This is a genomic window from Pseudomonas sp. NS1(2017) (assembly GCF_002269425.1).
GTDB classification, from domain to species: domain Bacteria; phylum Pseudomonadota; class Gammaproteobacteria; order Pseudomonadales; family Pseudomonadaceae; genus Aquipseudomonas; species Aquipseudomonas reactans.
In genome coordinates this window covers 1,913,355-1,935,174 of the sequence record NZ_CP022960.1, presented here as the reverse complement: position 1 = coordinate 1,935,174, position 21,820 = coordinate 1,913,355, and the positions used below count along the sequence as shown (strand labels likewise).

Genomic DNA, 21,820 nt, shown 5'->3' with positions numbered 1-21,820 from the left:
AAAAGTGACCTGCGATTCTTACAATGAAGAAAAATCGAAGGATTGATACTGATCTGCGCCAATGCCGGCAAAGCTCAACATCGCCGGCAATTGCTGGGCGAACCCCTGGTAACCATGGTCGCCGCCGGCCTGGATGCGCAAGGCACAGGCCCGGTAGTACTGCTGGGCGAGGCGATAATCCAGGGTTTCATCCCCGGTCTGCAACCACACCTGATACCGCGCCGCATCCTGGGGAGCCGGTACTTCCAGCTCGGCCAGCGCCGTGACGTGGTCGTGGGTCAGTTCCCAGGTTTCATCGGTGTAGAGGTTCTTCTGGGTGCCCAGGTAACCGTCGAACATCCGGTGAGGGCTGACCGCCGGGTTCACCAGCAGCGCCTTGAGGCCATGGCGCTCGGCAAGATGGGTTGCATAGTAGCCGCCGAGTGAGCTGCCGACCAGCAGTGGCCGCCCCAGTTCGGCAATGGCCGCTTCCAACTGAGGAATCGCCTGACGGGGATGGTGATGCAAGGCCGGCACGCGCAATTGGTCGGCCAGGCCGATGGCGCCTATCACAGTCATCAGCTGAGTGGCCTTGTTGGACGCAGGCGCACTGTTGAAACCGTGGATATACAGGATCGAAGCGGACATGCCGGGCTCTCCGTGCTTGCGCCAAAAAGGCGCAGTTTACAGGTAAATCTCAGTAGCCGTTGCTACCGTAATCCACCGTAAACGCGAAGCCGACCAAGCGCTCTACCCCGGTATCCAACCGTCCGTCGGCATGCAGGCGCAGCCAGCGATAGCCGGGCGCTTGCTCGCTGACCTTGAAATCTTCGCTGCCCGGCGCGAACTGAATGCAGGTCGACGGCGACGCCAGCAGGCGCACGCCGTTGCGTTCGCGGTCGATTTCCTGGTGCACGTGACCCCAGAGTACCGCTCGCACCTGCGGGAAACGGTCGAGCACGGCAAACAACGCCTCAGGATTGCGCAGGCCGATGGGCTCCATCCAGGCGCAACCGATGGACACCGGATGATGATGAAAACACACCAGATGATGACGGCTCGGCGCTTCACTGAGGGCCTGGGCGAGCAGTTGCAGTTGCTGGTCTTGCAGGTAGCCCGGCACCGAACCGGGTACGGCGGAGTCAAGCAGAGTCACGCGCCAGTTGCCGATATCGACCACCGGCTCCAAGAGATCGCTGTGCACGGCGGCGTGGGCCATGATGTGCGGCTCGTCGTGATTGCCGGGGATCCAGCGCGCCGGGGCGTCGATCTGCCGGGTCATGTCGCGAAATTGCTGGTACGACTCCAATGTGCCGTCCTGGGACAGATCCCCCGTGGCCAACACCAGATCAATCTTCGGCTGCTGCTCATGGACCAGCTCGATCACTCGCTGCAGGCTTTCACAGGTGTTCATGCCCAGCAGCGTACCGTCGGCCCCGGCAAACAGATGGCTGTCAGATAGTTGCACCAGCAATACGGGATGATCAACGGGCAAAATAGGCATGCTCGGCCATAAACTCTGAGTTAGGCATCAAAGCGCAATTATGGTGTGTGGCTGAAGCTGTCGCAAATACTGGAACACCGCCAGGTTCACACTTATGCGTTTTAATTGCCTGGACCGAACCTAATCGTTATTGCTCGGATACTTGAACACTCATTCGCTGGTAAGTGTGCAAATTGCAGGTGTTTTGCTCCCACGGCTGCGGCTTTTCCTCCAGCTCCTGCCAAGCAGCAAACAGTACGCCATCCATTGCAAACCTGAACCCGTTTTGCTCGACGCATCCCTGATCGCCAAGCAGCGTCAACACCTCATCCGCCGCGTCAAACGCATTACTGATTTTTCCTGGGAATATATAGATCACGCCATCTCGCTCAAAGGTAACGGCGCTACGAAACTCCGAACGCGTCTTGAGCTTCGCCAGCACAGCGCCCTTCCAGCCGGTGTAGCGGAAGCGTTGCAGAAATTGCGGCCAAAACCTGAGCATTTGGGTTTCGGTGGCGGGCTTGATGTTCGCTTCGATGAAAGCATCGCAGAGTGTCGCCAATAAGGCATGCGCCTGATCCGGCTCGGCGAATGAGCCCATAATGGTGTAACTGCCATGGGTCAGTATGTAATCGTCGCACACCAGGGCATCAGAGGTGATCGCCGGCATCAGACAAGGGAACCAGCCGTCCATCACGATAAATGACAACGGCTTTTGTGCGGGCGCTTGATCCTTGTAGCACAGTGCCAGACAAGGCTGATAAACAACCTCGACGTCGAAAGGAAAATCCTCTTTGAAGCGTTCCGGCAGCAGGGATTGAAAGCCAGTGGAGTTAATCACTCGATCAGCGACCATCGAACGGCCATCACTTGCGTGGATAACTTTCAACCCATCGTGCCGGGTATGGATGCTCTCGACATTTACGCCAAGGTGGACCTGCACACCGGCATCGATCAACTTTTGCTTGAAATAAATACGCAGACGCTCCCCAAGCACAGCACTGGGCTCATCGAGATGAAATGCCGATTCGAGCTCATTGAAACCCAGGGCGCGGAAGTCCAACGCTCGACACTCGGGGGATTCATGACAGACATCTGCAAACACCTGTGCGCTGACCTTGGAGCGGTTCCCCAATGCATCGGTGCGCCCTTGGGCGTAAATAGCGCTTTCATGGGCAACGACTAAGTCCGGGTACTCCTCGCAAAACCGATCAAAGGCAGCCAGGCAGTTTTTTCGTGTGGCTTTGGATCGCGGATAGTGAGGTCCTTTATGCAGGCGGATACCAAAATCCCCTGAAACCCCGCGAAATACCTCATCTGCTTTTTCCAGCAAAACCACTTGGTGGCCTGCCTTTGCCAGCGTTAACGCACAGTGGCAACCGTTCCAGCCAGCACCTATTACTACAACATTCATCTGTTCAGTCCACCCAGGTCCAATCGCCGTGCGGAATGCAGGCGCTGTACGCTAAGGAGAGTCCGAATAGGTAAAAACTACAGGGCTAGAGCCAATCAGGAAAAATCCTTCACATGCCGTAACTAGTCCGACAAAAGCACGCAGGAAAAACCCGTTATCGAACGACTTCGAACTCATGGCCCAGGGCCAGGCAATGGCTCAACCACTCACCGAGGAACACATTGAGCTGTGCTTTCTCATCGGGCTGGTGCATGAACACGTTGGGGTAGGGATAGATGCTGCGAAAGCGTCGCGCATGTTCGGCGCTGATCACTTCGGCCATGCGCGCGTCGTGGTACACCTGGACTTCCAGTTGCGGCACCGGCAGCCACGGCAGGCTGTGTTCCTGGCGCACCCGCAGGGTGGTGGTGTACGGGCAATTGACGATGACTTCCAGCGCCAGCACGCCAAGCATCTGGTCGCCGTGGGTTACGCCGATGCGCCGCGCCTCGGGGGCATGGCGCATATCGGGGAGCAGGCGCATCAAGCGCGCGTAATTCGCCTCGCAAGCGGCTTGCAGCCCGATCAGGTCGACTCGATAACGTTCCCGTGCCTTTACTGCCATAACCCCCTCACTTCCGCGCGATTAAGCGCAAGCCATTGCAGGGCGATAATGCTGGCTGCGTTGGAAATTTTGCCGTCGCGCACCGCTTGCAGGGCATCTTCGAAAGCCCAGACGGTGACGCGGATATCTTCAGCTTCTTCTTCCAATCCATGGACGCCACCGGCGCCCGAGCTGTCGCAACGGCCCAGGTACAAGTGGACAAATTCGGTACTGCCGCCGGGCGACGGGAAATACTTGGTGATCGGCCACAGCGCGGAGAATGTCAGCCCAGCTTCCTCCTCGGCTTCGCGGTGTGCAACCTCCTCCGGCTCTTCATCCTTGTCGATCAGGCCGGCGACCATTTCCACCAGCCACGGGTTGTCGGTACGGCCCATGGCGCCTACGCGGAACTGCTCGATCAGCACCACTTCATCGCGTTGCGGGTCGTAAGGCAATACACACACGGCATCATGACGAACGAAGACTTCGCGGTTGATCACCCGGCTCATGCCGCCATCGAATTTCTCGTGGCGCAGTTGCACGCGATCAAGCTTGTAGAAGCCCTGGTAGGCATTGTCGCGCTGAACAATCTCGATGGTGCTCGGCGTCGATTTTGCGATGTCCGTCATATCCCTTCCTCATTGAGCCTGCGCATTTGGCGCCATCCTAACGCGCTCATGCCTCTGGATGCAGCCCCTTTCCAGTTGCCGGGATAGACGGCGGGCGTCAAACTCACTCTAATCAGCTTAGTGGCGAACTGACGGCCTTGCTGACAGTCGAAGCTCCACAAATTTCGCTCTTATCGCTAGACGAAGGACATCCATGTCGCTTTTAAAAATCGCCTCCGTGGCCTGCATCGCATTGACCCTCGGCGCTTGCCAAAGCCTGTTCCAGCCAAGCTACAAAACCCCGCTGGACGCCACCCGCGACGCCACCGAGCAAAGCAAGCCGGGCTGCGCCAGTGCCGACTGCCCGCTGGTGAACATCGACACCGTGCACTTTGCCAAGGAACCCAAGCTGGACGCCTTGATCGAACAGCGCCTGCTGGAAATGACCCAGGCCGACCCGCTGCCGAGCAGCCTCGCGACGTACAGCGAGCAGTTCCTGCGCACCGCCGCTCCACGCAACAGCATGTACTTGCAGGCCAAGGTACGTGAGCAGCATGACGGCTTGGTGATCATCGAGTTATCCAGTTACCTGGACCAGGGCGCCACCCACGGCGAACCGGGCCGTGCGTTCATCAACTATTCGCGCCAGCAGCAAAAGGCCCTCACCCTCACCGACATGTTGTTGCCCGGCAAGGAAGATGCGTTCTGGAAAGCCGCCCAGGTGGCCCATAACAGCTGGCTGATCAGCACCCGCCTGAGCCTGGAGCCGGAGTACGTGAAACAGTACCCCTTCCAGAAAACCCCGAACGTGGCGCTGACCTACGGTGGCGTGATCCTCAAGTACCCCACCACCACGATTGCGCCGTATGCCTTGGGCCACGTCGAGTTGCAGATTCCTTACTCGCGCCTGGACGGCATCCTCAAGCCTGAACTGGTGCCCGCGCGCCGCTGAAGGCCCGGCCCAGGATGAATTGCAGCAACCCAGCCAGCACCAGCGCCGGCAGGGTTGCGCCGACATCCGGATACAGATTGGCCAGCAGGTGGTAAGTCGCAATACCACCCAGCCAGGCGATTAAGGCTGGCCAGCGCAGACTGGCTACTGCACCCGCGCTACGACGGCGCAGGATGAAGTGATCCACCAGCACCACGCCAAACAGCGGCGCGAAGACCGAGCCGATCAGCAGCAGGAAGTTCTGGTACTGGGCCAATGGCGCAAAGCAGGCGATGAGCGTGCAGATCACACCGATAGCCAGTGCTAGGTGCTCGACCTTCAAACGCAACAATATTCCGCTGGAAACCGCCGCCGAGTGAATATCGGCGAAGGCGTTTTCCGATTCATCCAACAGGATCAATAGCAGCGGAATCCCCAGGCCAGCCCCGGCCAATGCCAGCAACAGCGCGTTGACTTCACCGCTCGGCGCAAACGCCAGGGTGTAGGCCACGCCCAGACCCATCAGCCAGAAATTTCCGATAAAGAACCCAAGCGCCGTGCCGCCGAACACACTGTTGGCGCGCTTGCCGAAACGTGAGTAATCCGCGATCAGCGGCAGCCACGACAGCGGCATGGCGATGGCGATATCGAAACCCACCGCAAATGGCATCGAACCGTCACCGGCCTTGGCCCAGAGTGCGGCGAGGTCGGCCTTGGCGAACAGGTTCCAGGTGAGCCACAGGCAAGCGGCGAGCAGCAGCCAGATGCCCCATTTGCGCAGGATCTGACGCACAAAAGTCAGCGGACCACTGACCGCCAGCAGCGTTGCCAGGCCGCCGAAAAACAGGGTCCACAGCAAGGGGCTGGCGAACAGGCTGCCCTCACTGAACGCCCGCGTGCCTAGCAAGCTGGCCGCGTCGCGCATCACGATGATTTCGAACGAGCCCCAGCCGATCAACTGCAGCAGGTTGAGCAGCGCCGGCAGGCTGGCGCCTTTGGCGCCAAGACTGAGCTTGAGGGCTGCCATGGCGGACAGGCCGGTGTCGCTGCCGATCACGCCGACGGCGGCCAGCAGCAGGACGCCCACCAGGGTGCCGAGGAAAATCGCCAGCAACGAACCGGACAGGCCCAGCCCCGGCGCAAGCAAGGCGCCGGTCTGCAGGACCATCAGGCCGATGCCGAGGGAGAACCAGAGTGAGAACAGGTCGCGGGCGCCGAAGACTCTTTTGTCGCTCGGCACTGCGATATCAGGGGAGTAAGTACTCGGTTGAATGCTCAAGGGTGTTATCTCTGAGGAACATTATTATCTGGTACATCCTTTGTAGGAGCCCGGCTTGCCGGCGATGGCGCCAACAAGATCGCCATCGCCGGCAAGCCGGGCTCCTACAGGGATTTCGGCGAGGCCGTCAGACCTTTTTGTACAGCTGACTGCCTTCCTGCTTGAACCGCTCCGCCTGCTCGGCCAAGCCCTTGGCCACGTCCACATCCACCGCTTCAATGCGCTGGTTGGCCGCGTATTCACGCACTTCCTGGGTGATCTTCATCGAGCAGAACTTCGGCCCGCACATGGAGCAGAAATGCGCGACCTTGGCCGAGTCCTTTGGCAGGGTTTCATCGTGGTACGAACGCGCCGTGTCCGGGTCCAGCCCCAGGTTGAATTGGTCCTCCCAACGGAACTCGAAGCGCGCCTTGCTCAAGGCGTTATCGCGGATCTGCGCGCCCGGATGGCCTTTGGCAAGGTCAGCCGCGTGGGCGGCGATCTTGTAGGTGATGATCCCGGTCTTCACGTCATCCTTGTTCGGCAGGCCCAAGTGTTCCTTGGGCGTGACGTAGCAGAGCATGGCGCAACCGAACCATCCGATCATCGCCGCGCCGATGCCGGAAGTGATGTGGTCGTAGCCCGGCGCGATGTCGGTGGTCAGCGGGCCAAGGGTGTAGAACGGCGCTTCGTCGCAGCACTCGAGTTGCTTGTCCATGTTCTCCTTGATCAACTGCATCGGCACGTGGCCAGGGCCTTCGATCATGGTTTGCACGTCGTGCTTCCAGGCAGTCTTGGTCAGCTCGCCGAGGGTTTCCAGCTCGCCGAATTGCGCGGCGTCGTTGGCGTCGGCAATCGAGCCAGGACGCAGGCCGTCGCCGAGGGAGAAGCTGACGTCATAGGCCTTCATGATTTCGCAGATTTCGTCGAAATGCGTGTAGGTGAAGTTCTCTTTGTGGTGCGCCAGGCACCACTTGGCCATGATCGAACCGCCACGGGACACGATGCCGGTCACGCGCTTGGCGGTCAGCGGCACGTAGCGCAGCAGCACACCGGCGTGAATGGTGAAGTAATCCACGCCCTGCTCGGCCTGTTCGATCAGGGTGTCGCGGAATAGCTCCCAGGTCAGGTCTTCGGCGGCGCCGCCGACTTTTTCCAGGGCCTGGTAGATCGGCACGGTGCCGATCGGCACCGGCGAGTTGCGGATGATCCACTCGCGGGTTTCGTGGATGTGCTTGCCGGTGGACAGGTCCATCACGGTGTCCGAACCCCAGCGAATGCCCCAGGTCAGTTTGGCCACTTCTTCTTCGATGGACGAACCCAGGGCGCTATTGCCGATGTTGCCGTTGATCTTCACCAGGAAGTTACGGCCGATGATCATCGGTTCCAGTTCGGTGTGGTTGATGTTGGCCGGGATGATCGCGCGGCCACGGGCGATTTCTTCGCGCACGAATTCAGGCGTGATGATCTTCGGCACGCTGGCGCCGAAGCTGTGGCCGGCGTGTTGCTGGTCGAGCAGGCCGGTGGCGCGGGCTTCTTCCAGCTTCATGTTTTCGCGGATGGCGACGTATTCCATCTCGGCGGTGATGATGCCTTTGCGCGCGTAGTGCATCTGCGTGACGTTGGCGCCGGCCTTGGCGCGGCGCGGGTTCTTCACGTGGGCGAAGCGCAGCGCGGTGAGCTCGGCATCGCTCAAGCGCTGCTGGCCGAAATGGGAGCTGAGGCCTGGCAAGCGTTCGGTGTCGTTACGCACTTCGATCCACGGCGAGCGCACATCGCCAAGGCCTTTGCGCACGTCGATGATCACGTTGGGGTCGGTATACGGGCCAGAGGTGTCATAGACCACGACCGGCGCGTTGATTTCACCGCCGAAGTCGGTGGGGGTCACGTCCAGGCTGATTTCGCGCATTGGCACGCGAATATCCGGGCGGGTGCCTTGTACGTAGATTTTTTGCGAGCGGGTAAAGGGTTGCACGGAGCCGGAGTCGACTTTGGCCGATTCACTCAGGTGCACGGTATTTTTTAGTTTTGTAGTCATCAGGCTCTCCAACTATCCAGGCGGTGGATTTTTGTCGGAGCGAACCTGTGACGGATGGACGCACTGAAACCAGTGCTGTGCTCGGTGCACGAGGGCTGTTCACTAAATGAACAGCATCCCGGACGAAGCACAAGAGGACTCGCCGGGTGACGAGAAATCTTGTTCCCTACGCAGGCGCTAACCTGATCAGGTTCAACGGGATCCGGTATTTACCGATCTCAGCCTTCCAACAAGGCACCCCGACAAGAACGCGGCCAGTCTAGACCATGGCGTGGGCAAATTGCCAATGGCAGTGCATTCAGCGTGATGAATGGCGTGATTGCGGGATTGTTGCGCCGAGTCAGCACCACTACACTCGGTTGCCGCCACAATGCTTGACGCCAGGAATGGGCCGCCTTAGCCTTGGGCGCTAAATTATCACCGTAATATTAAAACTAGGGATCGCCTCATGCTGCGCAAACTCTCACTGGCGCTCGCCGTGTCTTGTGCGACCAACGGAATGGTCTGGGCAGCAGAAGCGCCCTTGTCCGCTAAAACTGACTTGGTCAGCGTCTACCAGGAAGCGGTGGACAACAACGCCGACCTGGCCGCCGCCCGCGCGCAATACGGCGCGCAAAAAGAAGTGGTGCCCCAGGCCCGTGCCGGGCTGCTGCCGAACCTGACCGGTGGCGCCGATATCAATAACGTACGCACGCAGATCGACACGCCCGCCGCTACCGCCAACCGCGATGCACATTCCTGGCGGGCCACCCTGAGCCAGCCGCTGTTCCGCGCCGACCGCTGGTTCCAATTACAGGCGGCCGAGGCCACTAACGAGCAGGCGGCGCTGCAACTGTCGGCCACTGAACAGAACCTGATCCTGCAGAGCGCCGAAAACTACTTCGCCGTACTGCGCGCCCAGGACAATCTGGCGTCCACCAAAGCTGAGGAGAACGCGTTCAAGCGCCAACTGGACCAGTCCAACGAGCGCTTCGACGTCGGCCTGTCGGACAAGACCGACGTGCTGCAATCCCAGGCCAGCTACGACACCGCCCGCGCCAACCGCATCCTGGCCCAACGCCAGGTGGAAGACGCGTTCGAAGCCTTGATCACGCTGACCAACCGCCAATACAACTCGATCCAGGGCATTGTTCACACCCTGCCGGTGTTGCCGCCGCTGCCGAACGACGCCAAGGCCTGGGTCGAAACCGCCGGCCGCCAAAACCTCAACCTGCTCGCCAGCAACTACGCCGTCACCGCCGCCGAGGAAACCCTCAAGCAGCGCAAGGCAGGGCATGCGCCGACCCTGGACGCCGTGGCGCAATACGAAAAAGGCGACAACGATGCCCTGGGTTTCAGCAACCCGAATGCCTTCGGCACGCCGTACCGTGGTGATGTGGAACAACGCACCATCGGCCTGCGCCTGAGCATCCCGATCTACAGCGGTGGGCTGACCAGTTCGCAAGTGCGCGAGTCCTACTCACGCCTTGGCCAGACCGAGCAACAGCGCGAAGGCCTGCGCCGCCAGGTGGTGGAAAACACCCGCAACCTGCACCGCGCAGTCAACACCGATGTGGAGCAGGTGCAAGCGCGCCGCCAGTCGATCATCTCCAACCAGAGCGCGGTGGAAGCCACGGAAATCGGTTACCAGGTGGGTACGCGCAACATCGTCGATGTGCTGGATTCACAACGCCAGCTCTACGCGTCGGTGCGCAACTACAACAACAGCCGTTATGACTACATCCTCGACAACCTGCGCTTGAAGCAGGCAGCGGGCACTTTGAATCCAGGCGACCTGCAGGACCTGGCGCGCTATCTAAAGGCTGATTACAACCCGGACCGCGACTTCCTGCCGCCGGACCTGGCCAAGGCTGCGGCCGAGCAGCTCAAGGCCCGCCCCGGCTACTGACATAGCTTCTGTAGGAGCTGGCTTGCCAGCGATGGCGTCCTTAAGATCGCCATCGCCGGCAAGCCGGCTCCTACAGGGTGATGAGTCGAGCGAGGCCATCCAGCAAGCGCTTCAACGCGCCCTGGTTGGCCTGCATCACCTTCAGCCCCGCCTGCGCCATCTTGCGCGCATCCTGCGGCAGTTCGAACAACTGGCGCACGGCTTCGGCCAAGCCTTCGGCGTCATCCACCTCTCGCAGCGCCCCGGCTTCGCGCATCATCGCGGTGATTTCGAGGAAGTTGAATACGTGCGGCCCCATGATCACAGGCTTTGCCAATGCCGCCGGCTCCAGGGGATTATGCCCGCCGGTCGCCACCAGGCTGCCGCCGACAAACGCGCTGTCGGCCAAGGCGTAGAGAAACAGCAGTTCACCCATGGTGTCACCGAGCAGTACCGAAGTTTGCGCGGTGACCGTTTCGCCGCTGGAGCGGCGTACCGTGGCAAAACCTTGTTGCTGGCACAGCTCGAACATCGGCCCGAAGCGTTCCTGGTGGCGCGGTACCAGAATCAGCAGTGCGTTGGGATAGCTTTCGAGCAATTGGCGATGGGCTGCCAAGACGACTTCATCTTCACCTTCATGGGTACTCGCGGCGATCCATACCGGACGTTCGCTGGCGCCCCATTGCTCGCGCAACGCAGCGGCCCGCACCGGCAGTTCGGGGTCGATGGTCAGGTCGAACTTGATTGAGCCGGTGACGTCGACGGTTTCCGGGCGTGCGCCAAGGCTTAAGAAGCGCTGGGCTTCGGCGTGCGTTTGTACGGCGAACAGGCTCATTTGCGCCAGCATTGGCGCCGTCAGCTTGGCAAAGCGCGCGTAGCCCTTGGCCGAACGCGCCGACAGCCGCGCATTCGCCAATGCCACCGGAATCCCACGCTGGGCGCAGGCGTGGATATGGTTGGGCCACAGCTCGGTTTCCATGATCACCGCCAGTTTCGGCTGCACACGGTCGAGGAAACGTTTGGCCGCGCACGGCAAGTCATACGGCAAATAGCAATGCTGGATGCGTGGCTCGTTGGCGAACAATGCCTCGATGCGCTCGGACCCGGTGGGCGTCATGCAGGTAACAGTGATCGGCAGCGTCGGATAACGCGCCAGCAACCCGCGCACCATGGGCGCGGCGGCAATGCTCTCGCCCACCGACACGGCATGCACCCAGATCCCGCCGGGCTGCATCACCGGCAGGCCGTAGGAGAAGCGCTCACCGACGCGCTTGGCATAGGCCGACGCCTTGCGCGCGCGCAGCCACAGACGTAAAGCCACCAACGGCAGCGCCAGGTAAAACAGACAGCTGTAGAGAGTTCTATTCATGGCGGCGGAGTTTATCGGCTTTTTCAGTCGATCGCCTGCAAGCACTCGGCAAATCGTTTGGCCAGGAAGCGTGCAGCAGGTCCCAGGTGTTCGTCGCGCCGCCAGACCAGCTCCACCACCAAGGCCGGCGGCGTCCACTCACTGTCCAGTTCCACCATCTGTTGCTGATAGGTCGGGTACTGCACGATATGCCGGGGCAGCCAGGCCCAGCCCAGGCCACTCATCAGCCACTCGGCCAACACGTAGAAACTGTCGGCGCGCCACACCAACGGGCTGGCCGCTTCGCTGCCGGGGTAGACACTGGTCTGGGTCGACATCAGTAGCTGGCGGAACTGCGCCAGGCGCTGGCACGTCACGTACTTTTCCTTGGCCAGCGGGTGATTCACGCCACACACCGTGACCATCTCCACACTGCCGACCACCCGCCGCTCCAGGGCTTCGGGGATCTGGTCGTGGTAGAACAGCAGGCCCAGGTCGGCCTTGCGCTCCACCAGCTTGCGCGCCACGTCGCCCTGGGCGGCGCTGGATAGCTGCACTTCCAGCAACGGGTATTTGCCCGCCAGCGCCTCCAGGCTGTCGAGCACCGGCTGAAACAGCATGGCTTCGTCCTGGGCCAGGCGCAGGCACGCCTCTTCGCCGCGGGTCAGTGAAAGCGCCCGGCCATTGAGCCGCTCACATTGGCGCAGCACTTCGCGCGCTTCCTCCAGCAACACGCTGCCGGCTTCGGTCAGTCGTGGTTGGCGCCCGCTGCTACGCTCGAACAGGCTGACGCCGAGGTCCGCCTCCAGCATTGCAATCCCATTGCTCACCGCCGACTGCGCCTTGCGCTGTTGGCGCGCCACGGCCGAAAACGAGCGTTGTTCGGCGACGCTGACAAACAGGCGCATCTGCTCCAGATCCCATTGCACGCTCATGGCTCAACCCATCTCCAATTCAGATAGGTAATGACTTTACCCCATCTGATTAAACTCTAGAATGCCAGCCTTATCTGATCGCTTTACCCCGAGGATTACCCCATGAACGTCGCTTACTACTACTTGGCCATTGCCATCTGCTCGGAAGTGATCGCCACCGTTTCCATGAAAGCCATCAAGGGCTGGAGCACGCCGATCCCACTGCTGCTGGTAATCGTCGGCTACGGCGTGGCGTTCTGGATGCTGACGCTGGTGGTGCGCACGGTGCCGGTGGGTGTGGCCTACGCCGTGTGGGCCGGGATGGGCATCGTGATGGTGAGCATCGCGGCGCTGTTTATCTACGGGCAGAAGTTGGATATCCCGGCGATGCTGGGGATGGGCCTGATTGTGCTGGGTGTGGTGGTGATCCAGTTGTTCTCGAAAACCGCCGGTCATTGAACTACACACCTGTAGGAGCCCGGCTTGCCGGCGATGGCGTCTGTGAGACCGCCATCGCCGGCAAGCCGGGCTCCTACAAATAGTGATCCCTGTATACTGCGCCTCTTGTCTTGAACACTGAGGTCGCCCATGCCATCCGTTATTTCCACCGACGTTCTGATTGTCGGCGCCGGGGTTGCCGGCCTCTGGCTGAATGCGCGCCTGCGCCGCCAGGGGTTTTCCACGGTGTTGGTGGAAAACGCCACCTTGGGCGGCGGGCAAAGCGTGAAGTCCCAAGGGATCATTCACGGCGGTGCCAAATACGCCCTGCACGGCGCCCTCACCGGCGCCTCCGAAGCCATTGCCGACATGCCGCGCCGCTGGCGTGAAGCGCTGGCGGGCAACGGTGAGCTGGACCTGACCGGCGTGCGCCTGCTGTCCGAAGCCCATTACCTGTGGTCGCCCGGCACGATTGCCGGCAACCTCACCAGCTTCTTCGCCAGCAAGGCCGTGCGTGGCCGTGTCGATCAGGTCAAGGGCGACGACCTGCCGCCCGCCCTGCAAGACCGTCGCTTCAAGGGCAAGGTCTATCGCCTGGCAGAGCTGGTTATCGACGTACCGAGCCTGATCGAACGCCTGGCCCAACTGGCCGGTGATGGTTTGCTCGCCGGGCAGCACATCGAGCCCTTGCTGGAAGGCAACACACTCGTCGGTTTGAACGTAGACGGCCGCGAGATCCGCGCCCAGCGCATCGTGTTGAGTGCCGGCGCGGGCACGGCGGATCTGCTGACCGCGCTGGGGCTGAGCCAGCCAGCGATGCAAAAGCGCCCCTTGCACATGATCATCGCCAAAGGGCCTAGCCTGAAGCCGTTGTACGCCCACTGCCTGGGCGGCGGCACCAAGCCGCGCATCACCGTCACCACCCACCCGGCCGCCGATGGCAACTGGGTGTGGTACATGGGCGGCGACATTGCCGAAGCCGACGGCGTGGCGCGCACGCCGGAAGAACAGATCGCCACCGCGCAGAAAGAGCTTGCTCAGCTGTTGCCGTGGATCGACATGAGCCAAACCCAATGGGCCACCCTGCGCGTCGACCGTGCCGAGCCACTGCAATCGGGCCTCACCCGCCCCGACAACGCCTTCATCGCCGAAGAAGGCCGCCTGTTGGTGGGCTGGCCGACCAAACTGGCCCTGGCGCCGGACTTCGCCGATCGAGTGATCAACAGCCTGGAACGTGACGGCATCCGCCCAAGCGCCAGCCAGCCCCTGGCCGACCTGCCAAAACCCGCCATCGGCGTACCTGCCTGGGAGCAACTGTTGCCATGAGCCTGCCTACCCTGCACGACCTGCATCGCCCCCTGGGCAGCACCGGCCTGATGGTCTCGCCACTGGGCCTGGGCACCGTCAAGCTGGGCCGCGACCAAGGGGTGAAGTACCCCAGCGGCTTCCAGATTCCTGGTGACGACGAGGCGCGCATGCTATTGCGACAGGCCCGTGAACTGGGCATCAACCTGATCGATACTGCGCCAGCCTATGGCATGAGCGAGGAGCGCCTGGGGCCGCTGCTGCGCGGTCAACGCAAGGATTGGGTGATTGTCAGCAAGGTCGGTGAAGAGTTTGAGAATGGCCTGTCCAGTCACAACTTCAGCGCGGCTCACACCCGCCTGTCGATCGAGCGCAGTTTGAAACGACTTGAAACCGATTTTATCGACCTGGTGCTGGTGCACTCTGACGGCAACGACCTGCACATCCTCAACGACTGCGAGGTCTACCAGACCCTGGCCGAGCTGAAAAAGGCAGGCAAGATCCGTGGTTTCGGCTTCTCCGGTAAAACCGTCGAAGGCGGCGTGAAGGCTCTGGAACAGGGCGATTGCGCCATGGTCACCTACAATTTGAACGAACAGGCCGAGAAAGCCGTCATTGATTATGCGGCGGCCCACGGCAAGGGCATCCTGGTGAAAAAGGCCCTGGCCAGCGGCCACGTTTGCCTGGAGCCTGGAATGGATCCAATTCGTGCGAGTTTCATGCTGTTGTTTGCGCAAACGGGCGTCGCCAGTGCTATTGTCGGGACCATTAATCCGCTGCACCTGGCCCATAACGTGGCGACCGCTGCCCAGGTCATTCGTCAACTCTGATGCCGCCCACGCGGCCGACCCCGTCGCAAGAAGGAGCCGACATGCCGCGAACGCTCATAAGAAAAAACCCCAGCAACTTCAAGACACTGCCGCTGCACGTCGAAGCCACCCCCGAAGGCCTGAGTTACCAGAGCGTCGGCATGCCGCTCAACTTTGCCCAGACCCTGCAACGGCGCAAACCGGTGGAGGTCGCTGACCCCGAGCGTTTCGCCCTGGAACTGGCCAACCTCGGCGTATCGGTGCGCCTGACCCTGCATTGGCAGAACCGCGATTACTGGGTGCTGGTGCGCCAGCGCCGCCAAGACCGTGGCGACGTGGTCCTCAAGCTGATCTCCGGCTACGTGCCCGCCCACGAACTGAACCTGCCGCTGCACACCGCCATCCAGGAAATCGCCGAAGAGTGCCTGCTGGAGACGCCGGAAGGCTGGCTGGGCGGACGCTTCAATGACACCTGGCTACCGGCGCCTTATTCCGCCGCGCTGCATTACCGTGAAGCCCTGCCCTTTCGCCTCAGCCCGCTGTCCGGTGCCGCGCGCCCGGTACGTTGCGCCACCACCCAATTGATCGAGCGCCCGCGCGCTTATGTGCACCTGCCCACCGCCTCCCTGCAACTGATCTATGACCTGCGCCTGGAAGTGCCCAAGGAAGCCAAGTCCCTGAGCCTGTTCCATGTGGACGAGCGCCTGGAAGGTGATCAACTGGTGGCACGCCTGGACCGCCAGCGTCCTGACCTGTACCTGATGCCGCTCAAAGACGGCCAGCCCCTGGCCGAGTTGTACACCGTCAAGAAAGACCAGCTGTACCCGGCGAGTACTCGCGGTTTGTACCTGGCGGAAAGCTTCGCCCAGCAGGAAGGCTGGCTGGTGCGTGAGGAGCGGATTCGCTGGAAGGATTGGCTACGCCAGCAGGGCTTGGCGGAGCCGGAGAAAGAGTCGAAATTGAAGCGCCTGGCACAGCGGGTACTGCGCAAGATTGTGCCGAAGAAAAAAGCCAGCCAATGATTGCAAAAACCAACCTGTAGGAGCCGGCTTGCCGGCGATAGCGGCCTGAAGGTTGAGGTGGTCCTCAGGGCCTCATCGCCGGCAAGCCGGCTCCTACAAGGGTCAGATGTTGAGCAGGCGTGCGAGGCCAACCTTCAACGGGGTGGGCTCAGGCAGTGTGAAGCTCGCCAACAACCGCTGATTGTTCGCCCGCGAGTGGCGAATATCCCCGGAACGCGCCGGCCCGTAAGTCACCGCCGGCAACTTGCCGACAATCTCTTCCAGCGCCTGCAACACCTGCTTGAGGGTGGTCGTGCGGTTCCAGCCCACGTTAATCGCGCCCAACGGTGCGTCCGGCGCTTCAATCGCCTGCACCAACACGTCCACCAGATCTTCCACGTACATGAAGTCCCGGGTTTGCTCGCCATCGCCAAACACGGCAATCGGTACGCCCTGCTGCGCGCGTTCACTGAAGATACTGATCACGCCGGAATACGGCGAGGATGGGTCCTGGCGAGGCCCGAAGATATTGAAGAAGCGGAAGATCACCGGCTCCAGGCCATGCTGGCGACGGTAGAAGTCGAAGTAATACTCACCCGCCAGCTTGTCAGACGCATAGGGCGTCAACGGCGCCTTGGTGGTGTCTTCGTCAATCGATGCGCCTTCGCCATTGTTGCCGTAGACCGCCGCGCTGGAGGCATACACCACGCGCTTCACGCCGGCCTTGCGCATGGCTTCGCAGACATTCAAGGTGCCGACGAAATTGCTCTGGTGCGTGCTGACCGGATCATCCACCGAGGCCTGCACCGAGGCCACTGCGGCCAGGTGCACCACCGCCGTTGCTCCGACAGTGGCACGAGCCACTAAATCGGCGTCGGCCACATCACCTTCCAGCAATTCGACCCGCGGATTGCCCAGCGGCAAATTGCTGCCCTTGCCGGTGGACAGGTTATCCAGCACCCGCACGCCGTAGCCTTTGGCAAGCAACGCATCAACCAGGTGCGAGCCGATAAAACCCGCACCACCGGTGATAAGCACCCACTTACTCATTGTTGCGGATTTTCTCGACAATAGCCGTGGTCGAGCTGTTCTCGACCAGACCCAATACTTTGACCTTGCCGCCGTAGGCACTGACGATATCCGCCCCTACGACCTGGTCGACGGAGTAGTCGCCACCCTTGACCAACACGTCCGGCTTGACCTGGGCCAGCAGGTTTTCCGGGGTCGCTTCAGGAAAGCTGATCACCCAGTCCACCGCGCCCAGGCCAGCCAGCACCGCCATGCGGCGGTCGACGCTGTTGATCGGACGGCCAGGGCCTTTGAGGCGGCTGACCGACGCGTCGTCGTTGACCGCAACGATCAGGCGATCGCCCTGGGCGCTCGCTTGCTCCAGGTAAGTCACATGACCCGCGTGCAGGATGTCGAAGCAGCCATTGGTGAACACAATGCTTTCGCCATGGGCACGGGCATCGTCAATCGCCAGCAGCAGTTGCTCGATGGTCAGCACACCGCGTTCCGAACCTTCGGAGCGCTGGATCGCACGACGCAATTCAGGCGCGCTGATGGCAGCCGTACCCAATTTGCCCACCACAATGCCCGCCGCCAGATTGGCCAAGGCCACGGCATGGGGTAGCTCTTCGCCCGCTGCAATCGAGGCGGCCAGGGTGGAGATCACGGTGTCACCGGCGCCGGTAACGTCGAATACTTCACGGGCACGTGCCGGCAGGTGCATCGCCGGGTGTCCGGGACGCAGCAAGGTCATGCCGTGCTCGCCACGGGTCACCAACAAGGCGCCCAAGTCGAGGTCGGCCATCAGCGCCGCGCCCTTGGTCACCAAGTCGTGCTCATCGGTGCAACCGCCGACGATGGCTTCGAATTCGCTGAGATTCGGCGTGATCAGGCTGGCTCCGCGATAAATCGAGAAATCCTTGCCCTTGGGATCGGCCAATACCGGAATGCCCTTGGCCTTGGCGGCCAGGATCAGTTCCTGGTGATTCTTCAAGGCGCCTTTGCCGTAGTCGGACAACACCAGCACCTTGATGCCTTCGAGCAACTGGTCGACCTGGCTACTGAGGGCGAGGGCGTCGGTGCTGAAGGGTTCTTCGAAATCGATACGCAGCAGTTGCTGGTGCCGGCTCATGACCCGCAGCTTGACGATGGTCGGCTGGTGGGCAATGCGCTGGAACAGCGCGCGCACGCCGGCACCGCGCAGGCTGTTGGCCAGGCTGTCGGCGGCTTCGTCGTCGCCGGTCACGCCCACCAGGGAGGCCGGGGCGCCGAGGGCGGCAATATTGAGGGCAACGTTGGCAGCGCCGCCTGGACGGTCTTCGATTTGCTCGACCTTGACTACCGGTACCGGCGCCTCAGGGGAAATCCGTGAGGTACCGCCATGCCAGTAACGGTCGAGCATGACATCGCCGACCACCAAGACAGGGGCTTGATCGAATCGCGGCATGGACAACTTCATGGAGCATCCCACATACAAAATGAACAGGGGCGCGATATTAGCACAGGGTGAGCGCCGCCTAGTTCGAGAGCTTTATCCGGGATGCATCACGTGGCACATCTGATCACTTTTTAAACAAAGTCGCCAGGATCTGCTCCACTGCGTCGACCAGTTCGACCTCATCGGTGTTGATTTCGCAGTCGGCATGGACCGGCGCCTCATAAGGGCTGTCCAGGCCGGTGAAAGCCTTGATGCGCCCTTCCTGCGCCGCGCGGTACAAACCTTTGGGATCACGCCGTGCGCACACATCAATGGGCGTGCTGATGTAGACCTCGAAGAACTGTCCCGGCCCGAACAGTGCCTTGGCGGTCGCACGATCGGCGCTGAACGGAGAAATCGCCGAAACGATCACGATCAATCCCGCGTCCAGCATCAGCCGCGCGACTTCGCCAATACGCCGGATGTTTTCCTTGCGTGCCGCATCGCTCATGCCCAGGTCACTGCACAACCCGGTGCGCACGTTATCGCCGTCGAGCACGAAGGTATGCCGGCCCTGTTCGTTGAGCTGCACTTCCAGTGCATTGGCCAGGGTCGACTTACCGGACCCGGACAACCCCGTCAGCCACAGGCAGCAAGGCCGTTGGTGCTTGAGCGCGGCCCGTGCGGCCACCGACAGCGACAAGGCGAAGGGGCGGATAGAAGCAGAACCCTGAGACAGCGACTGACTATTCATACCCCAAGACCTCGTAATCACGTTGATAGGCACGCCGGACCAGACGGCGCGTACGCATGGTGCAGAACTCCTTGACCGGCTCACTGCGTCGACCCAGTGAAACATTCAGGCGTGGCAGGGCAGCGCTCACACCGAGGCGCTCACACAACTGCTGGAAGTCTTGCTCCAGGGACTCCTGGCGCCCAAGAAAGTCCATGGCCATCCGGCCCATGTGATCGACCAGGAAATCGGTCTGGGGCGCGAAGTGCAGTTGGCGGTGCAGGTTGTCCGGGTGCAGCCAGTTGCCGACGAAATGATCAAAGTCGCGGTAGCTGCACACCAGTGCCTGGGCGTGCAAATCACGGGTGCCCATATGATTGCTGCGCAAGTAGGTGTAGGCCGAATAGGCGCGCTCCAACGGATCGCGCACGAAGGCAAACTTGAAACTGCGCTCGCAGTGCTCGGGGAATTGCTGCTGGTACCAGTAATACGGCAGATGCCCCGGCCAGCGCCCGTCGAGCAGCGCCGAGCAGACACTGCTGCCGGCACACTTGGGCACATGGATAAACACGCAGTTGTGACGCTCGAAAGCAGGCGGAAGCGTGGTCACCCCTGACAGGGATTTGTTCACCGCCTGGCGATCCACCACCGACAAACGCCCCAGCAGAAATACCCGTTGGGGCTTGGGAAGCAATTTCCAGAACAGACGCTGCAACATTCCATTACCCACACAAGAAGGTTAGCCCTCTCGTTCGTCAATCGAATCGAGAAGGCCAACATATCAAACGATAGGCAGCGAATTATTTGGCTTTGGTCAAGCCTGTAAGGGGCTTGATACAAACACCGGGGCGCATTGCGCGCCCCGGTATATCAGGTGATGTTGGCCGTTACCGGCTCATCCAGCCCCATGGCATGCAGGCGCGAGTAATAGCCGCCCATGGCCAGCAGTTCCACATGTGTACCGCGCTCGACAATTTCACCGTGGTCCATCACCAGAATCATGTCGGCTTTCTCGATGGTGGACAGTCGGTGCGCGATCACCAGGGTGGTACGGCCCTTCATGACCTTGTCCAAAGCGGCCTGAATGTGGCGCTCGGACTCGGTATCCAACGCAGATGTCGCCTCATCCAGGATCAGCAGCGGTGCATTTTTCAGCAGTGCCCGGGCGATAGCCAAACGCTGGCGCTGACCACCGGAGAGCAGCACACCGTTTTCGCCGACTTCGGTGTCCAGGCCTTTTGGCAGCTCGGCGATGAAGTCCATGGCATAGGCGTCGGTGGCGGCTTTCTCGATGTCTTCACGCGGTGCATCCGCCAGGTCACCGTAGGCGATGTTGTTGGCCACCGTGTCGTTGAACAACGTGACGTGCTGGGTCACCTGGGCCACGTGCCGACGCAGGTTGCGCAGGCGGTAATCTTCGATCTCCACTTCGTCCAGCAGGATTTCCCCGGTTTCGTGGTGGTAGAAACGCGGGATCAGGCTGGCCAGCGTGGACTTGCCACTGCCTGAGCGCCCGACCAGGGCAATCATCTGCCCAGGCTCAGCGGTGAAGCTGATGTTCTTGAGTACTTCGCGATCGGCACCTGGGTAGGTGAAGCTCAGGTTGCGCACGTCGAGGCGACCGCTGACGCGATCACGCTCCACGGTGCCGCTGTCGATTTCCGGCTCTTCATCCAGCTGTTCGAAGATGCTTTCGGCACCGGCGACACCTTTCTGAATGGTCGAGCTGACTTCCGACAGTTGCCGGATCGGCTTGGGCAGCAAGCCTGCTGCGGTGATATAGGCCACCAGATCACCCGCCGTGGCGTCGCCGCGCAGCAGCAAAACCAGGAACATCAGTGCCGCCATGGCGGTATAGATCACCAGTTGCAGCATCGGCGTGTAGACCGCGCCGGTCTTGTTCATGCGTAGCTGTTTGTCGGTGTTGCCCTGGCTGGCGGCAGCAAAACGGCGCTCTTCGTAGCTTTCGCCGCCGAAGCTGCGCACCACGCGGTAGCCCTGGATGGTCTCCGAGGCCACGTGAGTGACGTCGCCCATCGCCACTTGGATCTTCTTGCTCTGCTTGCGAAATTTCTTGCTGGTGCTGCCCACCATGATTGCGATCAGCGGCAGGATCGCCAGCATGACCAGGGTCAGTTTCCAGTTCATCCACAGCAGGTAGCCGAACAGGAACACCACCGTCAGGCCTTCGCGGATCACGACCTTGATCGCATCCGTGGCGGCACCGGTCACCATGGTCACGTTGAAGGTGATGCGGGAAATCAGGTGCCCGGAGTTGTGCGTGTCGAAATACCGGTTGGGCAATACCAGCAGCTTGTTGAAGAGCTGGACCCGCAGGTCATGCACCAGGCCCAGGGAGACCTTGGCCAGGTAGTAGTTGCCCAGGAACGAGCCGAGGCCTTGCCACGCGGCGATCAGGATGATCAGCAGCGGCACGGCCATCAACAGCTTCAGGTCCTTGAACAACGGGATCTTGGGCAGGAACACCACGTCGGGATTGCTCAAGCCATCCACGAAGTACTTGAGGATCCCGGCCAGCATCGGCTGGGTGGAAGCAAAGATCACGAAGCCCACGATACTCAGCATGAACATGCCGATGTACGGTTTCACATAGCCCAGCAGCCTGAAATAGATTTTCAGGCTGGATTCCTGGTCCGCTTTGGGCGGTGCGTCACTCATGTGTCGA

Annotated in this window: 20 protein-coding genes and 1 riboswitch; of the genes, 6 read left to right on the top strand and 14 right to left on the bottom strand. The window is 61.1% G+C overall.

The genetic code is table 11. The features are described 5' to 3' along the window. Positions 1 to 18: 18 nt before the first annotated feature. The 5 genes from CI807_RS09195 to CI807_RS09175 all read right to left on the bottom strand — a co-directional run bounded on the left by CI807_RS09195 (position 19) and on the right by CI807_RS09175 (position 4,088). Positions 19 to 627, bottom strand: coding sequence for a YqiA/YcfP family alpha/beta fold hydrolase (locus CI807_RS09195; protein WP_095014459.1), 609 nt, complete (start codon positions 625 to 627; stop codon positions 19 to 21). A 49-nt stretch (positions 628 to 676) separates the two neighbouring features. Then, complete coding sequence (cpdA, locus tag CI807_RS09190; protein ID WP_095014458.1) at positions 677 to 1,483, bottom strand: 3',5'-cyclic-AMP phosphodiesterase; 807 nt, start codon at positions 1,481 to 1,483, stop codon at positions 677 to 679. Positions 1,484 to 1,610: 127 nt separating this feature from the next. Beyond that, positions 1,611 to 2,876, bottom strand: a complete 1,266-nt coding sequence (locus tag CI807_RS09185) for an FAD-dependent oxidoreductase (protein WP_095014457.1) — start codon at positions 2,874 to 2,876, stop codon at positions 1,611 to 1,613. 154 nt (positions 2,877 to 3,030) lie between these two features. Beyond that, entirely contained in the window at positions 3,031 to 3,480 is a 450-nt protein-coding gene (locus CI807_RS09180) for a DUF1249 domain-containing protein (protein WP_003171323.1), read from the bottom strand. Next, the gene (locus CI807_RS09175) at positions 3,471 to 4,088 is read right to left on the bottom strand and encodes an NUDIX domain-containing protein (protein ID WP_028615494.1); all 618 of its coding nucleotides are present in this window, start codon (positions 4,086 to 4,088) and stop codon (positions 3,471 to 3,473) included. The genes CI807_RS09180 and CI807_RS09175 overlap by 10 nt, the downstream gene beginning before the upstream one ends. A 193-nt stretch (positions 4,089 to 4,281) precedes the next feature. Between CI807_RS09175 and CI807_RS09170 the strand changes: the two genes are divergently transcribed. Beyond that, entirely contained in the window at positions 4,282 to 5,019 is a 738-nt protein-coding gene (locus tag CI807_RS09170; protein WP_016975621.1) for an RsiV family protein, read from the top strand. Here CI807_RS09170 and cytX read toward each other — a convergent pair. Beyond that, positions 4,988 to 6,277 carry a putative hydroxymethylpyrimidine transporter CytX gene (cytX, locus tag CI807_RS09165; protein ID WP_095014456.1) on the bottom strand — a complete coding sequence of 430 codons (1,290 nt, stop codon included), beginning with the start codon at positions 6,275 to 6,277 and terminating at the stop codon, positions 4,988 to 4,990. The genes CI807_RS09170 and cytX overlap by 32 nt on opposite strands. Positions 6,278 to 6,404: 127 nt before the next feature. Continuing rightward, the gene (gene thiC, locus CI807_RS09160; protein WP_016975619.1) at positions 6,405 to 8,294 is read right to left on the bottom strand and encodes a phosphomethylpyrimidine synthase ThiC; all 1,890 of its coding nucleotides are present in this window, start codon (positions 8,292 to 8,294) and stop codon (positions 6,405 to 6,407) included. A 146-nt stretch (positions 8,295 to 8,440) separates the two neighbouring features. Then, positions 8,441 to 8,546, bottom strand: a riboswitch (TPP riboswitch). Positions 8,547 to 8,742: 196 nt separating this feature from the next. Between thiC and CI807_RS09155 the strand changes: the two genes are divergently transcribed. After that, on the top strand, positions 8,743 to 10,182 hold the full coding sequence (locus CI807_RS09155) for a TolC family outer membrane protein (RefSeq protein ID WP_028615490.1): 1,440 nt from the start codon (positions 8,743 to 8,745) through the stop codon (positions 10,180 to 10,182). Positions 10,183 to 10,252: 70 nt separating this feature from the next. On the opposite strand, the gene waaA is transcribed toward CI807_RS09155, so the two are convergent. Both waaA and CI807_RS09145 read right to left on the bottom strand, forming a co-directional pair. After that, entirely contained in the window at positions 10,253 to 11,530 is a 1,278-nt protein-coding gene (gene waaA / locus CI807_RS09150; protein WP_095014455.1) for a lipid IV(A) 3-deoxy-D-manno-octulosonic acid transferase, read from the bottom strand. Positions 11,531 to 11,553: 23 nt separating this feature from the next. Continuing rightward, positions 11,554 to 12,444: a LysR family transcriptional regulator gene (locus tag CI807_RS09145; RefSeq protein ID WP_095014454.1), complete on the bottom strand. Its 891-nt coding sequence runs from the start codon at positions 12,442 to 12,444 to the stop codon at positions 11,554 to 11,556. Between the two features lie 102 nt (positions 12,445 to 12,546). Between CI807_RS09145 and CI807_RS09140 the strand changes: the two genes are divergently transcribed. The 4 genes from CI807_RS09140 to CI807_RS09125 all read left to right on the top strand — a co-directional run bounded on the left by CI807_RS09140 (position 12,547) and on the right by CI807_RS09125 (position 15,997). Then, a complete protein-coding gene (locus tag CI807_RS09140; protein ID WP_010213655.1) occupies positions 12,547 to 12,882 on the top strand; it encodes a multidrug efflux SMR transporter in 336 nt (111 codons plus the stop codon). A gap of 129 nt (positions 12,883 to 13,011) precedes the next feature. Then, positions 13,012 to 14,187 carry an FAD-binding oxidoreductase gene (locus CI807_RS09135; RefSeq protein ID WP_095014453.1) on the top strand — a complete coding sequence of 392 codons (1,176 nt, stop codon included), beginning with the start codon at positions 13,012 to 13,014 and terminating at the stop codon, positions 14,185 to 14,187. Further along, positions 14,184 to 14,996: an aldo/keto reductase gene (locus CI807_RS09130; RefSeq protein WP_095014452.1), complete on the top strand. Its 813-nt coding sequence runs from the start codon at positions 14,184 to 14,186 to the stop codon at positions 14,994 to 14,996. Before CI807_RS09135 ends, CI807_RS09130 begins: the two co-directional genes overlap by 4 nt. A gap of 41 nt (positions 14,997 to 15,037) precedes the next feature. After that, positions 15,038 to 15,997: a metal ABC transporter ATPase gene (locus CI807_RS09125; RefSeq protein WP_095014451.1), complete on the top strand. Its 960-nt coding sequence runs from the start codon at positions 15,038 to 15,040 to the stop codon at positions 15,995 to 15,997. Between the two features lie 102 nt (positions 15,998 to 16,099). Here CI807_RS09125 and CI807_RS09120 read toward each other — a convergent pair whose 3' ends face one another. The 5 genes from CI807_RS09120 to msbA form a co-directional block, all read right to left on the bottom strand. Further along, positions 16,100 to 17,026, bottom strand: coding sequence for an NAD-dependent epimerase/dehydratase family protein (locus CI807_RS09120; RefSeq protein ID WP_095014450.1), 927 nt, complete (start codon positions 17,024 to 17,026; stop codon positions 16,100 to 16,102). After that, positions 17,019 to 18,443: a bifunctional D-glycero-beta-D-manno-heptose-7-phosphate kinase/D-glycero-beta-D-manno-heptose 1-phosphate adenylyltransferase HldE gene (gene hldE / locus CI807_RS09115; RefSeq protein ID WP_095014449.1), complete on the bottom strand. Its 1,425-nt coding sequence runs from the start codon at positions 18,441 to 18,443 to the stop codon at positions 17,019 to 17,021. The genes CI807_RS09120 and hldE overlap by 8 nt, the downstream gene beginning before the upstream one ends. 103 nt (positions 18,444 to 18,546) lie before the next feature. Then, positions 18,547 to 19,155: an adenylyl-sulfate kinase gene (gene cysC / locus CI807_RS09110; protein WP_095014448.1), complete on the bottom strand. Its 609-nt coding sequence runs from the start codon at positions 19,153 to 19,155 to the stop codon at positions 18,547 to 18,549. Further along, complete coding sequence (locus CI807_RS09105) at positions 19,148 to 19,852, bottom strand: sulfotransferase family 2 domain-containing protein (protein WP_095014447.1); 705 nt, start codon at positions 19,850 to 19,852, stop codon at positions 19,148 to 19,150. Before CI807_RS09105 ends, cysC begins: the two co-directional genes overlap by 8 nt. A 152-nt stretch (positions 19,853 to 20,004) precedes the next feature. Beyond that, positions 20,005 to 21,813 carry a lipid A export permease/ATP-binding protein MsbA gene (gene msbA, locus CI807_RS09100; RefSeq protein WP_095014446.1) on the bottom strand — a complete coding sequence of 603 codons (1,809 nt, stop codon included), beginning with the start codon at positions 21,811 to 21,813 and terminating at the stop codon, positions 20,005 to 20,007. Between the last annotated feature and the right edge of the window lie 7 nt (positions 21,814 to 21,820).